We start from the raw sequence: 17021 nt of genomic DNA, 5'->3' as shown, positions 1-17021 counted from the left end.
TTTAAAAACACTCGGATTTTGCCATCTTATAAAGATCGGTCAACCGATCAATAAACTGCTAAATGATCGGCATTAGACTCCTTTGAGTCGGTTTTTACTAAGCAAATGTTTTGCTTCTGAGCGAAAGAAACTTGTCCCGTCTTACTTAATATTAACCACTAAGCTTGCACCGCTGCTTGATGGTGCACCATCAGCGCTGATGTAGTACCAACCTTCTGCTGGAGCACTAATCGTCAAGCTTTCGCCATTACCTTGGTTTTCAGACTTAACTTCATACGAGCTTGGGTTTGCCCATGTTTGGCTATTGCCATAAAGATTAACATCGCCGCTACCGTGGCCACTTGCAACACTCACTTCTTCTGTTCCTGCTGGCACATAGAAGTAGTAGCTAGAGTGACCATCTTCGATACAAATCGCTTCACCAAACTCGACACCGCCATAACCGTATGGAGATTGTGTTGCACAAGCATCAGCAACAGCTACCGGAGTGGTTCCTGTATCCCCGCCTTCTGTAAGGCTAACTTTAAGGCTTACACCATTAAAATCTTGGTACGCTAGTAAGCTGATATATACCCAACCACGGTTAGCTATCACGCTTAGCGACTCTTCGTTACCATCATTTTCTGATCTCGCATCAAAGTCTAATGGCTTAGCCCAAATATCTTGGTTAAAGAACAAATCAACATCACCTTCTCCACCCGATGTTGTGATATAAAGCGGCGTATTATCTTCTTCAACATAGGTGTAGAAGTAATTAATATCGCTGCCTTCAACACACTCAACATTTTCTTGAGTTAGCTTGCCATCTCTAATAGTGGCTGCGCCGCAATGCTCAACTGGGTCAACTGGGTCAACTGGCCCATCAGTATCAGCGTTATCACCAATTCCATCACCGTCAGAATCAGCCCACTCAGTAGGATCTGTTGGGAAGACATCAGCGTTATCACCTACGCCGTCACCATCGGTGTCTGACGTTTCAGTTGGATCGTTCGGGAACGCATCTTGACTATCAGGTACGCCATCGCCATCAGAGTCAACTGGCGGAGTAATACCGGTGTCAATTGAATCATCATTACTGGTCACTGATCCCAACCAAGTATTCCATTCACTATTATAATTTTGGCCAATCGTATTATCGATATAAGTTAACCAGCCATCGGCATCACCGCCACGCGCTAGCACCAATAAGGCATCAACATCACTTCTGTGGTTTTCGAATAGGAAACGAACCGCTAAGTAACCCCAGCCGTAAACACGGTCCGAACCACTGTTATAAGTATTCGCCAAAATCTCACTTAGGCTGTAAGCCTGTGAGCGCCCCATATCAACAGCCCCATCGTTACGATTTTGCTTAGAAATATACTCGGCTAAACCTTCAGTCCACCAAACTGACTTACCCGTATCAATATCAAAGTAGTTAAATGCGCCATAAAGGTTAAAACGACCATCTAAATAATGAACATACTCATGCTTGAGGTTCCACACCAAGATCTCATCAGTCCAAGTTGCTTCATGAGCAATAAATCGTGCCTGGTTGCCCTCTTGCGACGGCGTACCTTCTAAGTACATGCCACCATTGTTAGTGTTAATTCCAAAGATGACGCTGGCATACTGCGCATAATCATCATAACTATCGAAAATATTGACCTCAAGACTCTCATTTAAGTCATCAGCAACAGGCTGGTAGCCAGTAGCGAGTACATTATGGAATAGTGTTTCTTCACCGCCCATCAAATCACATGATGCTTGAAGCTCATCATTGGTTAACTGTTGCGCACGAATATAGATAGTGTCACTACAGTTGTAGTTTATAGGTAGAGCCGTTTGCTCAAGCTCCTCTTCCCAACCACAAATACCAAACTGCTCACAGTCACCTGGATTGTAATAATCAAGGTAACCCGCGGCGTCAGCCCACTGTGCAGACATGCGCTCAAATTTACTCATGTAAAGCTGCACACCGTCATTAAGGCGTGTTTTTAAGCTTTGAGGTAGATCCCAATAGGCTTGATACTCATAGAAACGACCAAATTCATGAAAGGCGTCCGTTGATTCATATTGGTAATTAGAGTTTATAATGTAATCGGCTGTCGCGATATTCAGCAACGCATCAATCAGCTCACCATGTTCCATGGCTTTACTGTTGTAGTCTTCTTCCCAGCTACCGTAATAAAGCGTAGTTAGGGCACTGGTCATTGCTGCACGGTGGCGATTGCTTGCCAAAAAGTCTGCATTAAACCTTTGTAAGTAATCGGTGATCACTGGCACGCTTTCTAAAACACGATCAGCACTCGCCCATGAAGTGAAAAACTCCATCAAGGTGTCACCAGCAGTCGAGCTTAAATCAAACAATTTTGGGTTTTTCGAATACTCAACTAACGCTCCATAAACTGCATCAGCCGCCTGTGTATCACCGTAGGTTAAATCGTCATTATAAAACTCAATATAAAAGGCGCCGCGTAAAAAATAGAACAGGTTACGCATTTCATTGCCATTGCTGCTGTCATAGGTAGCGGCAATATTTTTTACCTGGTTCGCAACAGAAACTACATTTGCAGTTTGGTAAGCCGCAACCGATACCGCATCATTTCTAGAATAAAGCTCTGAGATACAAGAGATGTCGGCTTGTCGAACAAAATCAAATAATGCTTGACCACTTAAATCGGCAAGCTCACTACTACACATGTTCTCTTCTGCTTCAGCTGCAGGGCCTACAGCCCCCATTGGGCCTTCAACTTTCTTTTGTTTATTTTTATCTATGTTCTGACGCTGGGTCTTTTCAGCATTTTGTTGCTTACCAGGCACATTCGCGCCCTTTTCAAAACGACTTTTTAAGTCATTACCGTGTGCCGCTTTGGTGGTTTCTTTCGCTGTTGGCGCGACTTCCCCAGATGCTAATGCAGCACTAGGAAAGAGTATAGCGGTGCAAGCTAATGCTAAAGCATGTACTTTAAAAGTACCTTTGTTAGCTTGTACTTTAGATGATTCTATTGACATATTTGACTCCAATTATTATCGCGACTTTGTCGTAAAATCACCTAAAGCTTCAAAGTGATCTATTAACCTGTATTCGGTAAGGTCTTGCACGATTGAGATTGTATTATTCTTATATTGTTAATCTTTTGTTAAAAAAGATTGGTTAATTTATAATTTATACAATATCCATAATCAAGTGATAAATATGGGTGAGCATGCATATAGAGCGCTATTTGATGAATGAACATTCAAGAGTCAAAGAAGTGACTCCCCCATTAACAATGACATTGCCTGTAGGTGAGTCTAGAAGGTACGTGGATTGGTATAAAAAACAGCCAACAGCAAAGACTAAACCGTCAGTATTAAGCCAATCGAATAAGCGTAAAAAAGCTAATCTTAAAACGATAAAGTCTTCATTCAATAACAAATTAGAAGCAGCAGACAAAATACACAACAGCGATATTAGACGCTCCTTTGTTATCGAACACTCCCCCTTTCAATCTGAGATAAAGAGCGCTTAACTTCCAATTCATGTTGCAGATATTAGCCATATAAAAATGAGTCAAATAAAAAAAACGCCTAAAGATTAAGCCTAACAATCTGCTTTTAACGACTAAATATGCAAGTATTAAACTTTGATTACACCGATATAATAAAAAAAGATAACTTATAACCCTTTCGTGACAACATCCTGATTACAACTCCGCTAGATAATATTTTCCTCCAGGCTGACTATCACGCTAGAATGCATTTTCCTTTAGTTTGTTCTCTGTTACTCGTTTACGGGGCCCTTTCAGGTTTAATATTATGGAACTCATTTTTACCATTGCACTATTTGCCTTTTCATCGGGGATCACCCCAGGCCCAAACAACATCATGCTAATGTCTTCAGGTGTTAACTTTGGGGTTAAGCGCAGCCTGCCTCACTTATCTGGTATTTGTATTGGCTTTCCGGCAATGGTGTTGGCCATTGGTTTAGGCCTCAGTGCAGTGTTCCAAAACTACCCTGTTTTACATAGCATTATTAAGTATATCGGTATCGCTTATATGCTCTATCTAGCCTGGTTGATTGCTAATAGCAGCGCCAAGATGAATGGCAAAGATACGACCGCCCCACTGTCTTTTATGCAGGCCGCCGCTTTTCAGTGGGTCAACCCTAAGGCATGGATAATGGGAATAGGCGCTGTTGCAACTTTTACCACCATGAGCCAGGCACTTGCACCGCAAGTCGTCACGATCGCGTTAGTCTTCTTTTTTATTGCTGTACCAAGTGCATTTGTCTGGTTAGGTTTTGGTGTCGCATTGAAACGATTATTAAAGAACCAAAGACAGCAAAAAATATTTAATGTCACTATGGCACTCTTGCTTGTGCTATCGATCCTGCCTATGATCGCGCCATAACTCCTTCAAGGCTGCATCTGATGACTCAGATAATCGATAACGAATTACAAGCATACGCAACAGAAACTGAAAACTGGGTAAAGCAAGTGATTATGAAATATAACATTTGCCCATTTGCCCGGCGTGAAGTCGAGCGCGCGAGTATTCGCTATGCCGTCATTGATGAGTCTCGCATGCAAGATGTGCTGCAAGCGCTTATTACAGAGTGTGCTTATCTTGATGAACACACTGATATTGAAACCACACTGTTTATCATCCCACGTGGTTTTGAAGGCTTTTACCTTTATTTGGATTTAGTCGATATTGCCAATGACCTGTTAATCGAACAAGGTTATGAAGGTGAATATCAGCTAGCGAGTTTTCATCCCGATTATTGCTTTGAAGATGAACCGCAAGACTCTGCAGCAAACTATACCAATCGCGCGCCTTATCCGACGTTGCACATTATTCGCGAAGCCAGTATGGAATTAGCGCTAGCGACTTATGATGAGCCAGAAACCATTCCTGAGCGCAACATTGCCTTTGCCGAGCGTAAAGGTACTCAGTTCTTTGTAGACTTATTAGCCCACTGTAAAAAAAGCCAATAAGCATACTCAATGGCAACGCCATGTTGGTTGTAGCCAAATCATTAATTATCAAGATTTAGGACATAAGCTTTATGGCTAAAAAGTATTACGTGGTATGGGCTGGTCGTGAAACCGGCATTTTCACTAGCTGGGATTACACTAAAAAGCTGGTCGATAAATTCCCACAAGCCAAATATAAGTCCTTCCCTAGTGAAGCCGAAGCGAAAGCTGCCTTTGCAACAGCGCCGAGTTATGGCAATGGCGTGAAAAAAACCACATCAGGCGCAGCGAAGACCAAAACGGCCGCTAAAGCGAGTCTTGATATCGACTTAAGTCGCTGCGATGTGTCTATTTTTACCGACGGTGGCTGTGAGCCTAATCCCGGCAAAGCGGGTTCTGGTGTCGCGGTTTATCATAAAGCCCAACTCACAGAGCTGTATTACGGACTTTATAATGCCAACGGTACTAATAATTCGGCTGAATTAAATGCCCTGCATCAGGCGCTATTGATTGCCGAAAAGGCACTAAAGCAGGGGCTAACGGTGCAAATTTTGAGTGACTCTCAGTACTCGATAAACTGTATCACCAACTGGGCTTACGGCTGGAAAACCAAAGGCTGGAAGCGCAAAACGGCGGGTGACATTAAAAACTTAGATATTATTCAGCAGTCCCACGCACTTTTCGATTCATTAAAGGACACGTTGGCGATTCAACATGTGGCCGCTCACGTGGGTATTGAAGGTAATGAACTGGCTGACCGCATGTCGATTTATGCCATTGATAAAAAAGATCCCGCATTCTGCCGTTACCCCGATCCGATAGTCCTCAGTGAAATCCTCAGCTTAAGAGCAGGCTAAGGCTAACGCCACGATTACATTACCGCCCAGTTGACACTTTATTACCGTTTATTCTCCTTTCGAGTTAGGTTTAAAGTGCCGGCTGTGGCACAATCGCCAGCATGAAAATCTACGCCCACATACATAGAGCCCCTATTCGCGTCATCCGTATCGGAAGACGTCGTGTTTGGCTGCGCCTAAAACGCGATATGTTAGTGTTGCAAGACGCGCTTGCTCAAGAAAAACAGGAGACTAAAGATATGTTAGTCACCTATAAGCGCCATACACGTAGACAAGCATCAAAAGAAGAACTGCTAGAAGCCAATAAGCAATTTGGCGATTTATTAAAAGGCCTTGGGCTAGGCGTGTTTGCCGTTTTACCCTTTGCACCTATCACGATCCCAATCGTGGTCAAACTGGGTAAGATTGTCGGCGTAGACGTATTGCCTAGCTCTTTTAATAATATGTCAGAGCGTAAGGCCAGTATCAAACGCGTCGCTAATGAAGCAAGATTACAATCAAGTTCTGAGCAAATTAAATAACTCTGCAATTAAGTTCTGAGCCAGTAAATCCTTTCGCCCCACCTTTCTCCCAAGTGTATAGCCTGATACTCTTAGCCTTAAGTCATTCTCATCATTAATAACAAGAAGAGTCCTTACATGAGCAACCTTATTATCTCTGGTGCTTCAGGCATCCCCTTATCTATTTTTAATAGCGACACATTTGTCGCTTGGCGCCAAGCGCAACCGCAGCGCATCCAAAACTGGCTCAACAGCACTCAATTTAACGGCAAAGGCGTAAGTTTACTTCCCAGCACTGAAGGCGAGCTAGAGCAGGTTATTTTTGTCAGCGATAGCGATGATTCGTACTGGCTATGCGGCGAGCTTGTAAACCAGCTTCCCGCAGGGCAATACCAGCTAAATGCCAATGAGCCACAGATAAAAACCGCCGCATTTAGCTGGGGACTTGGCGCATATCAATTTGATCGTTATAAGAAAAATACAAAAGAGCTACCAGTACTTATCGTACCAACGCAAGCACAAGCTGATGAAGCCAACAAGTTTATCCGCTCAGTGTCACTGGTACGCGATCTGGTCAACACTCCAGCTGCTGATATGATGCCACAACACCTTGCCGAAACAATGATAGTGATGGCACAAGAGTTTGGCGCTGAAATCACCCAGATTGTGGGTGATGAACTGCTTGAGCAAAACTACCCAACCATTCATATGGTTGGCCGCGCCAGTGAAAACCTACCGCGCTTAATCGATCTGACCTGGGGTGATGAATCAGCACCTAAATTAACCCTTGTTGGTAAAGGGGTCTGTTTTGACTCTGGTGGGCTGGATCTTAAACCGGGATCAGGTATGCGTCTTATGAAAAAAGACATGGGCGGCGCAGCGCACGTAATTGGTCTCGCGCAGCTGATTATGGCGCATAACTTACCCGTTCGATTGCGTGTATTAGTACCCGCTGTTGAAAACGCGGTATCGGCTAACGCCTTTAGACCAGGAGATGTCATCACCACACGTAAAGGCATCACTGTTGAAATCGACAACACCGACGCCGAAGGTCGCTTAGTCCTGTGTGATGCACTCGCCGAAGCGAATAACGATAAGCCTGAACTGGTGATTGATTTTGCCACGCTGACAGGGGCAATGCGCATTGCATTAGGCACCGAACTCCCAGGCTTTTTCAGTAATGATGACGACGTGGCAGCAGGCTTTACCGCATCTGGCCTTAAAGTGGACGACCCTGTATGGCGCATGCCGCTACATAGACCTTATTTAGAGTTAACCGGTAGTGATATTGCCGACTTGGCTAACTGCGCCAAAACGCCATTTGGCGGTGCAATTACTGCCGCGTTATATCTAGAAGAGTTTGTAGATAAAGGGATTAGTTGGAGCCACTTTGACGTAATGGCATACAACGTACGTAAGTTACCGGGTCGCCCTGTTGGCGGTGAAGCCTTTGGTATTCGCGCGGTATTTGATTACCTGCAAAATCGCTTTAAAGCCTAATTAGCCTTAGCAAACATACCTATTAAAGGCCCGCATGTCGGGCCACATCTAAAACCTTACACCTCATACTCGATCGCATAGAGGATTTCGTTCACGATACGACATTAACAAGGTTAAAAAGTTCCCCTCAAAAATCCTATCAACATCACATTATTAATCAATCAAACTCTGTAGGTGCTGTGATTGCGTATTCAGTCACAATCTAAAGTCAAATTATGGATATGATTCATGCTCCTAGTCCAATGTCGGATTATGAACATGAGAATAAAAAAGTGAAAAAGCTAAAGTTATCTATTTTAATTGGTGCGTTACTTGGCGCACCTACGGTTGTAATGGCAGATGAATTCAAACCTTCTGTTGATTTAGGTGGTGCAGTTAAGGTTAAGTACTTCGTTGATGATGGCAATGAAGCCTCTAAATCAAATGGCGGCACATTCGCATTTGATGCATTAGAACTTGATATCGATAGTCAGATTAGTGAAAACTGGACAGCAAGTGCTAAGTACGTTTTCAAAAACTCTTCAAGCAACCATTTCATTAAATACGCTTATGCTGCGTACAATGGTGTTGAAGATTGGCAGTTCCAGGGCGGTGTTATCAGCAAGCCATTTGGTAATAAGAGCTTCATCTCACACAACTGGTGGGAAAGTATCAACTACTACATGGGCTTTGAAGATGACTACGATTTAGGTGCTAAAGCTATCTATAACACAGGTAACTGGACATCTGAAGTTGCCTTCTTCAAGAACAGTGAATACTCGTCATCAGATACCCGTGGTTACGCTGCTGATGGGTTTACAGGTTCTGTAGGTGACAATACCTATAACAACGAAGAAACCAACACATTCAACATTCGTCAGTCCTACGTTTTAGACTTTGATAAGTTAACTGTACAACTTGGTGCGTCTTTAGAATATGGTCAGTTATATGATGACGGTATGCGCAATAACGTTAATACAGGTAAAGACGGACACGGTACATCGACAGCTTATGCTATCCACTTAGATGCTCAGTACAGCGGTTACCAGCTACAGCTACAGATGGTCGATTATGACTATGACCAATTCGATAACGAAGACAAGAATGGTCTATACGCAATGAAGATGGGTGGCGGCGCTTATGAAGTTGCAGCTAAAGGCCAAATCTTTGCTGCGAACGTTGCCAAGACTATCGGTTATGACTGGGGCACTGTGACGCTTTATAACGATTACAGCCACTTGACACCAAACACTGATGTTAACGCTAGCCTAAATGACTCAGTGATCAATACCACTGGTATGAGCATTGCAGTATCTGACTTCTACATTTTTGTCGATCATATCTACGGTAAGAATGCAGTATGGATTGGCGGTCAACAAGGTCTTGGTATCGAAAATCAAGATGATGATTTCTACTCACTATTTAACGTCAGTGTTAGCTACTACTTCTAATATTGATGGTTAGGCGACGTATTTTATAAGTTGCTATCACGCAAGGCGGACAAGCGTTTTATTACCTTTCAGCCTTGCGTGATCTTTACAGCCATTATTATATTCAAACTACTCCACCGCACTTTGCTTGATTCAGTGCTATGTATGAGTGCTATGTATAAGTGCTGTGCTTAAGTTCTCGCTTTAGAACATGCCGCGCTTCACACAGCCCCTACCCCACAAATTTAGCTTTCACAGCAAAGCGCTCTGCTCTATGCTGTCATCTTACATAAAACAGCAATAAATCTGATAACTTATGGCTGCATTCTAGGGCTTACCTTGGTCAGTTTTAATCAATGTAGCTAACTGAAATAATGACTCAGCTTTACACTCAATTGACAGCAGGATGCTCAATATGAAACTCGCAATACTTCCTCTTCTCGCCTTCATCACCTTTTCTAGTCAGGCTTATGCAGAACCCGCTTCTGCAGAAAGTGTTAAGCAGCTAATGCATAAAACCGGAGCAGGAGAGCTAGGCATACAAGCCATGAACCAGATGCTACCTGCACTAAAAAACTTAGTTCCCGATGCGCCTGAAGCATTTTGGAGCGACTACATGGCAGAGTTTAATCCAGACGATTTGATTAAAATGACGGTGCCGATTTACCAAAAGTATCTTACTGAAGAGGAAGTTCAAGCCCTTAACGCTTTCTATGACACACCAGCAGGAAAGAAACTAATAAAAGTACAACCTCAGATCATGCAAGAGTCGATGATGGCAGGTCAACAATGGGGTCAAGCTGTTGCACAAGATGTGATGACCAAATACCAAATGCTAAAGCAATAGTCACTACTTAGCTCGCTGTAGTCCTTATAGCAGTCTGTATAAGAGAATGTTCTACTTCAGCGTATTTTGGGCAAACAACGTCAAAGAACCTAAATGGTGGAGTGGTTATGCCCTTAGGAAAGCATTCAACGCAGAAGTCAGCTACAAATCACGCCTAAAAAGCTGAGCTGTAAAGTTTGCACTAGAACTAGCATTACCGGATGCGAAAACATCCGGTAATTGCTTGAACACCCGTAATTGTTAAATATTAACGATTAACTGATAGGAGACTCAAAACCTTCAGGCTTTAATGCCACTAACGAGCACGTAATCGATTGCAAAATATTTTCCGCAGTATTACCGATAACAAAGCCTGGAATACCAGTCCTTGCCAAAGTTCCCATCACTAAGATATCCACATCCTTTTGGTTTACAAACTCGGGAATTTGAACATCAGCAGCACCTTGCAGATGGTGAATGATAATGTCACCGCCAATACCAGATTGCTCAATGAGGCTATCTAATGCTTCACGATGACGCACCTTTGAGGCTTCAAGCTCTGCGTTAAGTTCGTCCTGATCAATTTTAATCCACAGACTGTTTCTCAGGTAACTTTCGAGTTGATACTCCCAACAAGACAAAACATGTAATCGATAATCACATCGGTTAGCAATATCTCGTGCTAACTGCAACATTCTGAGTGAAAGTGCGTTTTCTTCAAGACTTGTACTAATCGGATCTATCGCAACGGCAACTTGTCGTTTATCCAGCGGTTGATGGACTGAACGATTAAGCCAAACAGGGCATGGGCATTTTCGCAATAATGTCATATCGATAGCCTTGAATCCTTCACCAGTTTCAGACAAAGGTTCGGCATCTTTAATCAACAGATCATACTTATGCTTCAGGATATGTTTAATAATGTTTACCGCAGGTTTTTCGCCACTAAATACCTCTAAAGGTAAGGGAGTATCAGGCTCTGCAATGTGATTTAGCAGTCTGCTTTTATCTATTTGTTGATTGACGGTTTGCCGCAGGGCATTTTCATAAGTCTCTTGATATTGATTAATATTGTGATTGTGATTGGTATTGAGTGAGTTAGATGAGAGTGGCGGGCAAACAATCAAGCCTTTCAACTGTGCATTATTGGCTTGAGATAATCGTAGAGCTTGCCCTATTGAGTCACTGTCACTCGGTAATCCTTGACTAACAAATAATATATTCTTGAAGCTTTTCATCTCTACCTCCGTGATGTAGTGCACGCTGAGGGCTGTCATTAAGTTTTACCAGGAAATTGGCTTCAATAAATTGGGCGTCCGACGCTAAACTTAACATCGGTGTTATCAGCCCAAACATCTCGAATCCTTTATTCCATAGCGACAACAACACAGCTAAACGTAACAGGTTCTTTCAAGTATTGTTCTACGCAGGAAAATTATCCAATATGAAGTGTGAATAGATGCTCGGTAGGAAAACAAGATGAAAACTCATAACATCGCTACGGCAAGACCGAGTTATTGAGCTGCTATTTACAAATAAAGGTCAATTGTATGAATCAACGCTGAGGAGTATGAGGAGAGGATGATACTGCGCATAGCCATTCCTCATTTGTATCGTTAGCAGCTGGTCGATGAAGGCTAATTTAGTAATGGGAACGACAAGAAATTATAGTAATGGCTTGATCAACCTTAATAACCCCTGAATAGTAATTAAAACGATTAAACGATTAAACGATTAAACGATTAAACGATTAAACGGTTATGTATAAAAATAGATCCGTCATTTTCCCTTGGTATTTAGCAAACCGACAAAATCAGTTGGTAGTTAAAGTACGACATAATCGCTTGGTGATCACACACAGCCTCAGTTGTTACAAACTCATTTTTGGACCAAAGCTATCCACCACGGCGAATATGGCGAAGCCATGTGCTAATAAGCGAGAGTTAGGATAGCGAACGAGCCGTTAAACACGGATGTTATTGGGACACGGAGATCACAAAGAAGAGCTACAGTCGAGGTCAGTTAAGCTCTTCATCGTTAACTTTATCTTTAGCTATAGCTTCGTGTTCTTCGTGAAAGCACAGCGCTCCGTGGTGAGATAAGTGCTTTAAAATAGAGTTATGTCGACGCTACATTGTAAGTGTTAGCGAAACCATTTTGGTAAATGTCTAAATTAGGCATCTAAGTTAGACATCTAGTCACAGTGACAAAACGTAGGCTAAGCACATGTTTCAGACACAAAAAAGCCCGATTGCTCGGGCTTTTTTATAACGCGATTAACAAGCGCTATCGATAAGGTGCTCAATTGGCCTCTCTATTGGATAAAGAGACAAGGTCTATAAAAAATTAACCTTCGATACCTTTGCTCGCTAGGAACTCATCATAAGTACCTTTGAAATCATTCACGCCATTTGGTGTAATTTCAATAATACGGTTCGCTAGTGACGATACAAACGCGCGGTCATGGCTGACGAACATTAGTGTACCTTCGTACATTTCTAGTGCGTTGTTCAATGACTCGATTGATTCCATATCCATGTGGTTAGTTGGTTCATCAAGTAGCAAGATGTTTGGCTTTTGCATAATGAGCTTACCAAACAACATACGGCCCTTCTCACCACCAGACAGCACTTTTACAGACTTCTTGATGTCGTCTGAACCAAACAGCATACGGCCTAGGTAGCCACGTACTGACTGGTCGTCATCTTCTGGTTTGCGCCATTGGCTCATCCAGTCAAACAAGGTCATGTCGTTAGCAAAATCTGACTCGTGATCCTGTGCGTAGTAACCAATCGCCGAGTTTTCAGACCATTGGATAGTACCTGAATCTTGTGGGATATCGTGTACAAGAGTACGTAACAGTGTTGTTTTACCTACACCGTTGTCGCCCAAGATCGCAATACGCTCGCCCACTTCTGCAATGATATTAAGATCTTTAAATAGCGGGTGATCGAAGCCTTTCGTTAAGTCTTCAACAATTAGAGCGTTACGGAACAACTTCTTCTCTTGTTCGAAACGAATAAATGGGTTTACACGGCTAGATGCCTTAATTTCATCAAGCTTGATCTTATCGATAAGCTTGGCACGTGATGTAGCTTGCTTTGCTTTAGATGCGTTAGCAGAGAAACGTGCAACGAAGCCTTGAAGCTCAGCGATTTGCGCTTTCTTCTTAGCATTATCAGACATCAAACGCTCGCGAGACTGCTGCGCTGCCATCATGTATTCATCGTAGTTGCCTGGGAATACGCGTATATCACCGTAATCTAAGTCAGCCATGTGAGTACAAACAGAGTTCAAGAAATATCTATCGTGCGAGATGATAATCATGGTGCTGTTACGTTGGTTTAGCATCTCTTGCAACCAGCGAATGGTGTCGATGTCCAAGTTGTTGGTTGGTTCGTCAAGTAGCAGTACATCTGGATCTGAGAACAATGCCTGAGCCAAAAGTACACGTAGCTTAAAGCCTGGTGCGATTTCGCTCATTAGTCCGAAATGCTGTTCAACACCAATACCCACGCCCATAAGTAGTTCGCCAGCACGAGATTCAGCGGTATAACCGTCCATCTCAGCGAACTCCATTTCTAAATCAGCGACTTTAATGCCGTCTTCTTCAGTCATTTCTGGTAGTGAGTAAATACGGTCACGTTCTTGCTTCACTTTCCAAAGCTCTGCGTGGCCCATGATTACGGTATCAACTACGTTGAACTCTTCGTAACCAAATTGGTTCTGGCTTAGCTTACCTAAACGTTCGTTCACGTCTAATGAAACGTTACCACCTGTTGGCTCTAAATCGCCAGCAAGGATCTTCATAAAGGTTGATTTACCACAACCGTTAGCGCCGATCAGACCGTATCTGTTTCCGCCGCCAAACTTAATTGAGATGTTTTCAAACAGCGGCTTAGCGCCGAACTGCATGGTGATATTAGCTGTAGTAATCAAAGTGACAATTCCGCTTTTGGTTATATGATTAACGTCATCATAGATAAAACAAAAGCCAGTAATGCCAGATCATGGCAATTCCAAGATCCAACCTACTGGCCGAAGGCCGACGCAAGTGCGCATCGAACCCGTAAAATTAAGCGCGATACTATAGCATTTTAGCCTAATTTATCAACTACCAATACTCTGTTGCAGCGACTTTTAAACGCATCTGCTTATTATCTTTACACATAGAGCAAACCTCAGTCGCGAAAGCCAACAACACATTAATCATTAGTGCTTAGCAACACTTTATCAACGGCATCATTTTAATCTCTGTTTGCGTAAGCGATTAGCGTTAGTTACCACCGTCAGTGACGATAATGCCATCGCAGCTCCAGCAACCACAGGGCTGAGTAAAATCCCGGTGAATGGGAACAGCACACCTGCCGCAATGGGGATCCCTAAGCTGTTATAAATAAACGCGCCAAACAAATTCTGCTTAATATTCGTCATGCTTGCTCGTGCCAGTGCCAAAGTGTCACTAATCACCATGAGTCGTGTTGATAACAACGTAAAGTCAGCACTCTCGATGGCAACTTCTGTACCACTGCCCATTGCAATACCGACATCGGCGCTCATTAGCGCTGGCGCATCATTAATGCCATCACCAACCATAGCAACTACTTCACCTGCTTGCTGTAATTCGAGCACCTTTTGCTGTTTCTGCTCGGGAAGCACCTGAGCAAATACGCTATCAATACCCACTTTGTCAGCAACTGCTTGAGCTGTTAGCGGGTTATCCCCAGTCAATAGCACGACCTTTAACCCCTGCCTTTTCATTGCCGTCACCGCTTGCGCCGCATCGGCTTTTATCGGGTCGCTGATTGAAACTATGGCTACCAGCACACTATCCATTGCTACAAATACGGGGGTTTGCCCCTGACTCGCAAGCTCTGACACCTGTTTTTGATAGCCCGATAAGTCAGCTGGATCTAACCCTGCTTGTTGCATTAGGCTCATATTACCCACGGCATATTGACGCCCAGCAACAACCCCAACAATCCCTTTTCCTTGCACATTGCTAAAGCTGTCTGGCTCATTGAGCGTAATCGATTGCCGCTTTGCCTCGGTAATTATCGCGCTGGCAAGTGGGTGCTCAGAATGTTGCTCTAAGCTGGCCACATGTTCGAGTAAGCTCAATTCATTGACGCTGTTATCCAATAGCAACATCTCTGTCACCTCAGGTGAGCCCTGAGTCACTGTGCCTGTTTTATCTAACACCACTGTTGTGATCTTACTGGCGGTTTGCAACGCTTCACCATTTCTGACTAAGACGCCCATCTGCGCGGCGCGCCCTACCGAGACCATAATCGACATCGGTGTGGCTAAGCCTAATGCACAGGGGCAAGCAATAATCAATACACTGGTTAACACAACTAACGCATGAGATAACGCGGGCTCAGGGCCCACTAGGTACCAGATAACCGAGCTAGCTATCGCAATGACGACAACCACGGGCACAAAGTATGCTGATATTTTATCGGTTAAGCGCCCAATGGGCATCTTAGATACTTGCGCTTGCTGCACTAATTCAATAATTTTTGAGAGCTTAGTATCTTCAGCAACAGCTGTGACCTGATAGATAAGGCTACCGTTACCGTTAACCGTCCCAGCACTAATGGTATCAGCCTGCGCCTTGTGCACAGGGACTGGCTCACCCGTTAACATCGACTCATTAATAAATGTCTCACCGCTTATCACTACACCATCGAGTGCGACTCGGTCTCCCGGACGCAGTCTTAAACGATCACCTATGTTTAGCTGATTAATTTCAACCTCTTCATCACCCGAGTCACTGACTCGTATTGCGGTTGTGGCCTGTAGCCCTAATAAACGCTGCACCGCTTCGCTGGTTTTACCGCGAGCGCGTAGCTCTAATGCGTGACCGAGATTAATTAACCCTAAGATCATGACACTGGCTTCAAAATAAACGTGCCTGGTATCGGTAGGAAACCACTGCGGCGCAGTTACCACCATCATCGAATAGATCCAAGCAGCGCTCGTACCTAAAGCGATAAGCGTATCCATATTCGCGCTTTTAGCCTTAATGGCACGCCACATACCTTGATAAAAATGCCTGCCTGTTAGCGCCATCACCAACAAGGTGATAATACCCACTATGCCCCAAGCTAACTGTTGATTAACGCTGTTGACCATCATCTCGCCGCCGAGTAAGCCCCACAACATTAATGGCACACCAAGCCCTAAACCTACGGCGGCTTGCAACATTCTTAAGCGATACTCTTTACGCTCATCTTCACCTTTTTGCGCAGCGCCGCTTTGGGCGTCGATGACAAGCTCACTGTCATAACCCACACTGCTTACGATTGCTATCGCTTGTTTCGCTGAGATCTCACCTGACACTAATACTAATTTATCGGCTAAATTCACCCTTGCCGATAAGCTATGGTTATTGCCGTCACTCTGGTCTTGATTAACGTTGTCGAATGCGGACTCAATCTTTGCGACACAACTAGCGCAGTTCATTTTAGGCACGTACAGATTGATATTAGCCATGAGAATATTCCCCGATTTGTTTCTTGATTAAACTAAGCGTAATGTCTCCTATAAGGGGAGAGTCAAACCGAATTTTTATTTTCTTATAGGAGCTGAGTATTAATGAAGATTGGTGAAGTAGCAAAACTCACAGGTTTATCGGTAAAGAGCATCCGTTACTACCATGATATCGGTTTAGTCATGGGTCAAAGGGGAGATAATGGCTACCGAGAATACAGCGACAGTGCCGTTAACGCGCTGCAATTTATCCAGCACTGCCGAGCATTAGGCTTTGCACTGGAAGATTGCAAAGCGTTACTTGAGCTGCAAAATAACACCAGTCGTAATGCGGCTGATGTAAAAGAGCTTGCCTCACATCACTTGCAAGATATTGAGTTACGGATTAGCCAACTCAACATCTTACGAGAGCAACTCTCGCAGCTGATCCATGATTGCCAAGGTGGAGAACAGCCCAACTGCGCCATATTAAAGGGTCTTAGATAAAGCGCAAA

13 protein-coding genes are annotated in these 17021 nt (G+C 43.6%); 9 read left to right on the top strand and 4 right to left on the bottom strand.

The window, feature by feature from the left end; genetic code table 11:
* Positions 1-141: 141 nt before the first annotated feature.
* Positions 142-2994 (bottom strand): collagenase, encoded by a 2853-nt coding sequence (locus ACVBJC_RS18260; protein ID WP_447162353.1) that lies wholly within the window; start codon positions 2992-2994, stop codon positions 142-144.
* A gap of 215 nt (positions 2995-3209) precedes the next feature.
* Between ACVBJC_RS18260 and ACVBJC_RS18255 the strand changes: the two genes are divergently transcribed.
* The 8 genes from ACVBJC_RS18255 (at position 3210) to ACVBJC_RS18220 (ending at position 10053) form a co-directional block, all read left to right on the top strand.
* Positions 3210-3494, top strand: coding sequence for a hypothetical protein (locus tag ACVBJC_RS18255; protein ID WP_447162352.1), 285 nt, complete (start codon positions 3210-3212; stop codon positions 3492-3494).
* Positions 3495-3780: 286 nt separating this feature from the next.
* Complete coding sequence (locus ACVBJC_RS18250; protein WP_447162351.1) at positions 3781-4374, top strand: LysE family translocator; 594 nt, start codon at positions 3781-3783, stop codon at positions 4372-4374.
* 20 nt (positions 4375-4394) lie between these two features.
* Positions 4395-4961: a DUF1415 domain-containing protein gene (locus ACVBJC_RS18245; RefSeq protein WP_447162350.1), complete on the top strand. Its 567-nt coding sequence runs from the start codon at positions 4395-4397 to the stop codon at positions 4959-4961.
* Between the two features lie 71 nt (positions 4962-5032).
* Entirely contained in the window at positions 5033-5797 is a 765-nt protein-coding gene (locus ACVBJC_RS18240; protein ID WP_447162349.1) for a ribonuclease H family protein, read from the top strand.
* 101 nt (positions 5798-5898) lie between these two features.
* Positions 5899-6318 carry a hypothetical protein gene (locus ACVBJC_RS18235; protein WP_447162348.1) on the top strand — a complete coding sequence of 140 codons (420 nt, stop codon included), beginning with the start codon at positions 5899-5901 and terminating at the stop codon, positions 6316-6318.
* A gap of 117 nt (positions 6319-6435) precedes the next feature.
* Entirely contained in the window at positions 6436-7797 is a 1362-nt protein-coding gene (locus tag ACVBJC_RS18230; RefSeq protein ID WP_447162347.1) for a leucyl aminopeptidase family protein, read from the top strand.
* A 215-nt stretch (positions 7798-8012) separates the two neighbouring features.
* On the top strand, positions 8013-9227 hold the full coding sequence (locus ACVBJC_RS18225) for a hypothetical protein (protein ID WP_447162346.1): 1215 nt from the start codon (positions 8013-8015) through the stop codon (positions 9225-9227).
* A gap of 394 nt (positions 9228-9621) precedes the next feature.
* Positions 9622-10053, top strand: coding sequence for a DUF2059 domain-containing protein (locus ACVBJC_RS18220; RefSeq protein ID WP_447162345.1), 432 nt, complete (start codon positions 9622-9624; stop codon positions 10051-10053).
* A 254-nt stretch (positions 10054-10307) separates the two neighbouring features.
* Here ACVBJC_RS18220 and ACVBJC_RS18215 read toward each other — a convergent pair whose 3' ends face one another.
* From ACVBJC_RS18215 to ACVBJC_RS18205, 3 genes are all read right to left on the bottom strand, one after another.
* The gene (locus ACVBJC_RS18215) at positions 10308-11270 is read right to left on the bottom strand and encodes a universal stress protein (RefSeq protein WP_447162344.1); all 963 of its coding nucleotides are present in this window, start codon (positions 11268-11270) and stop codon (positions 10308-10310) included.
* 1108 nt (positions 11271-12378) lie between these two features.
* Complete coding sequence (locus tag ACVBJC_RS18210; protein WP_447162343.1) at positions 12379-13971, bottom strand: ABC-F family ATPase; 1593 nt, start codon at positions 13969-13971, stop codon at positions 12379-12381.
* A 303-nt stretch (positions 13972-14274) separates the two neighbouring features.
* A complete protein-coding gene (locus ACVBJC_RS18205; protein WP_447162342.1) occupies positions 14275-16530 on the bottom strand; it encodes a heavy metal translocating P-type ATPase in 2256 nt (751 codons plus the stop codon).
* A 102-nt stretch (positions 16531-16632) separates the two neighbouring features.
* On the opposite strand from ACVBJC_RS18205, the gene cueR reads away from it, so the two are divergent.
* Entirely contained in the window at positions 16633-17013 is a 381-nt protein-coding gene (gene cueR / locus ACVBJC_RS18200; protein ID WP_447162341.1) for a Cu(I)-responsive transcriptional regulator, read from the top strand.
* Positions 17014-17021 lie beyond the last annotated feature (8 nt).

The sequence above is a fragment of the Shewanella sp. 0m-6 genome (genome assembly GCF_052977325.1).
This window is presented reverse-complemented; position numbering and strand designations above follow the sequence as displayed.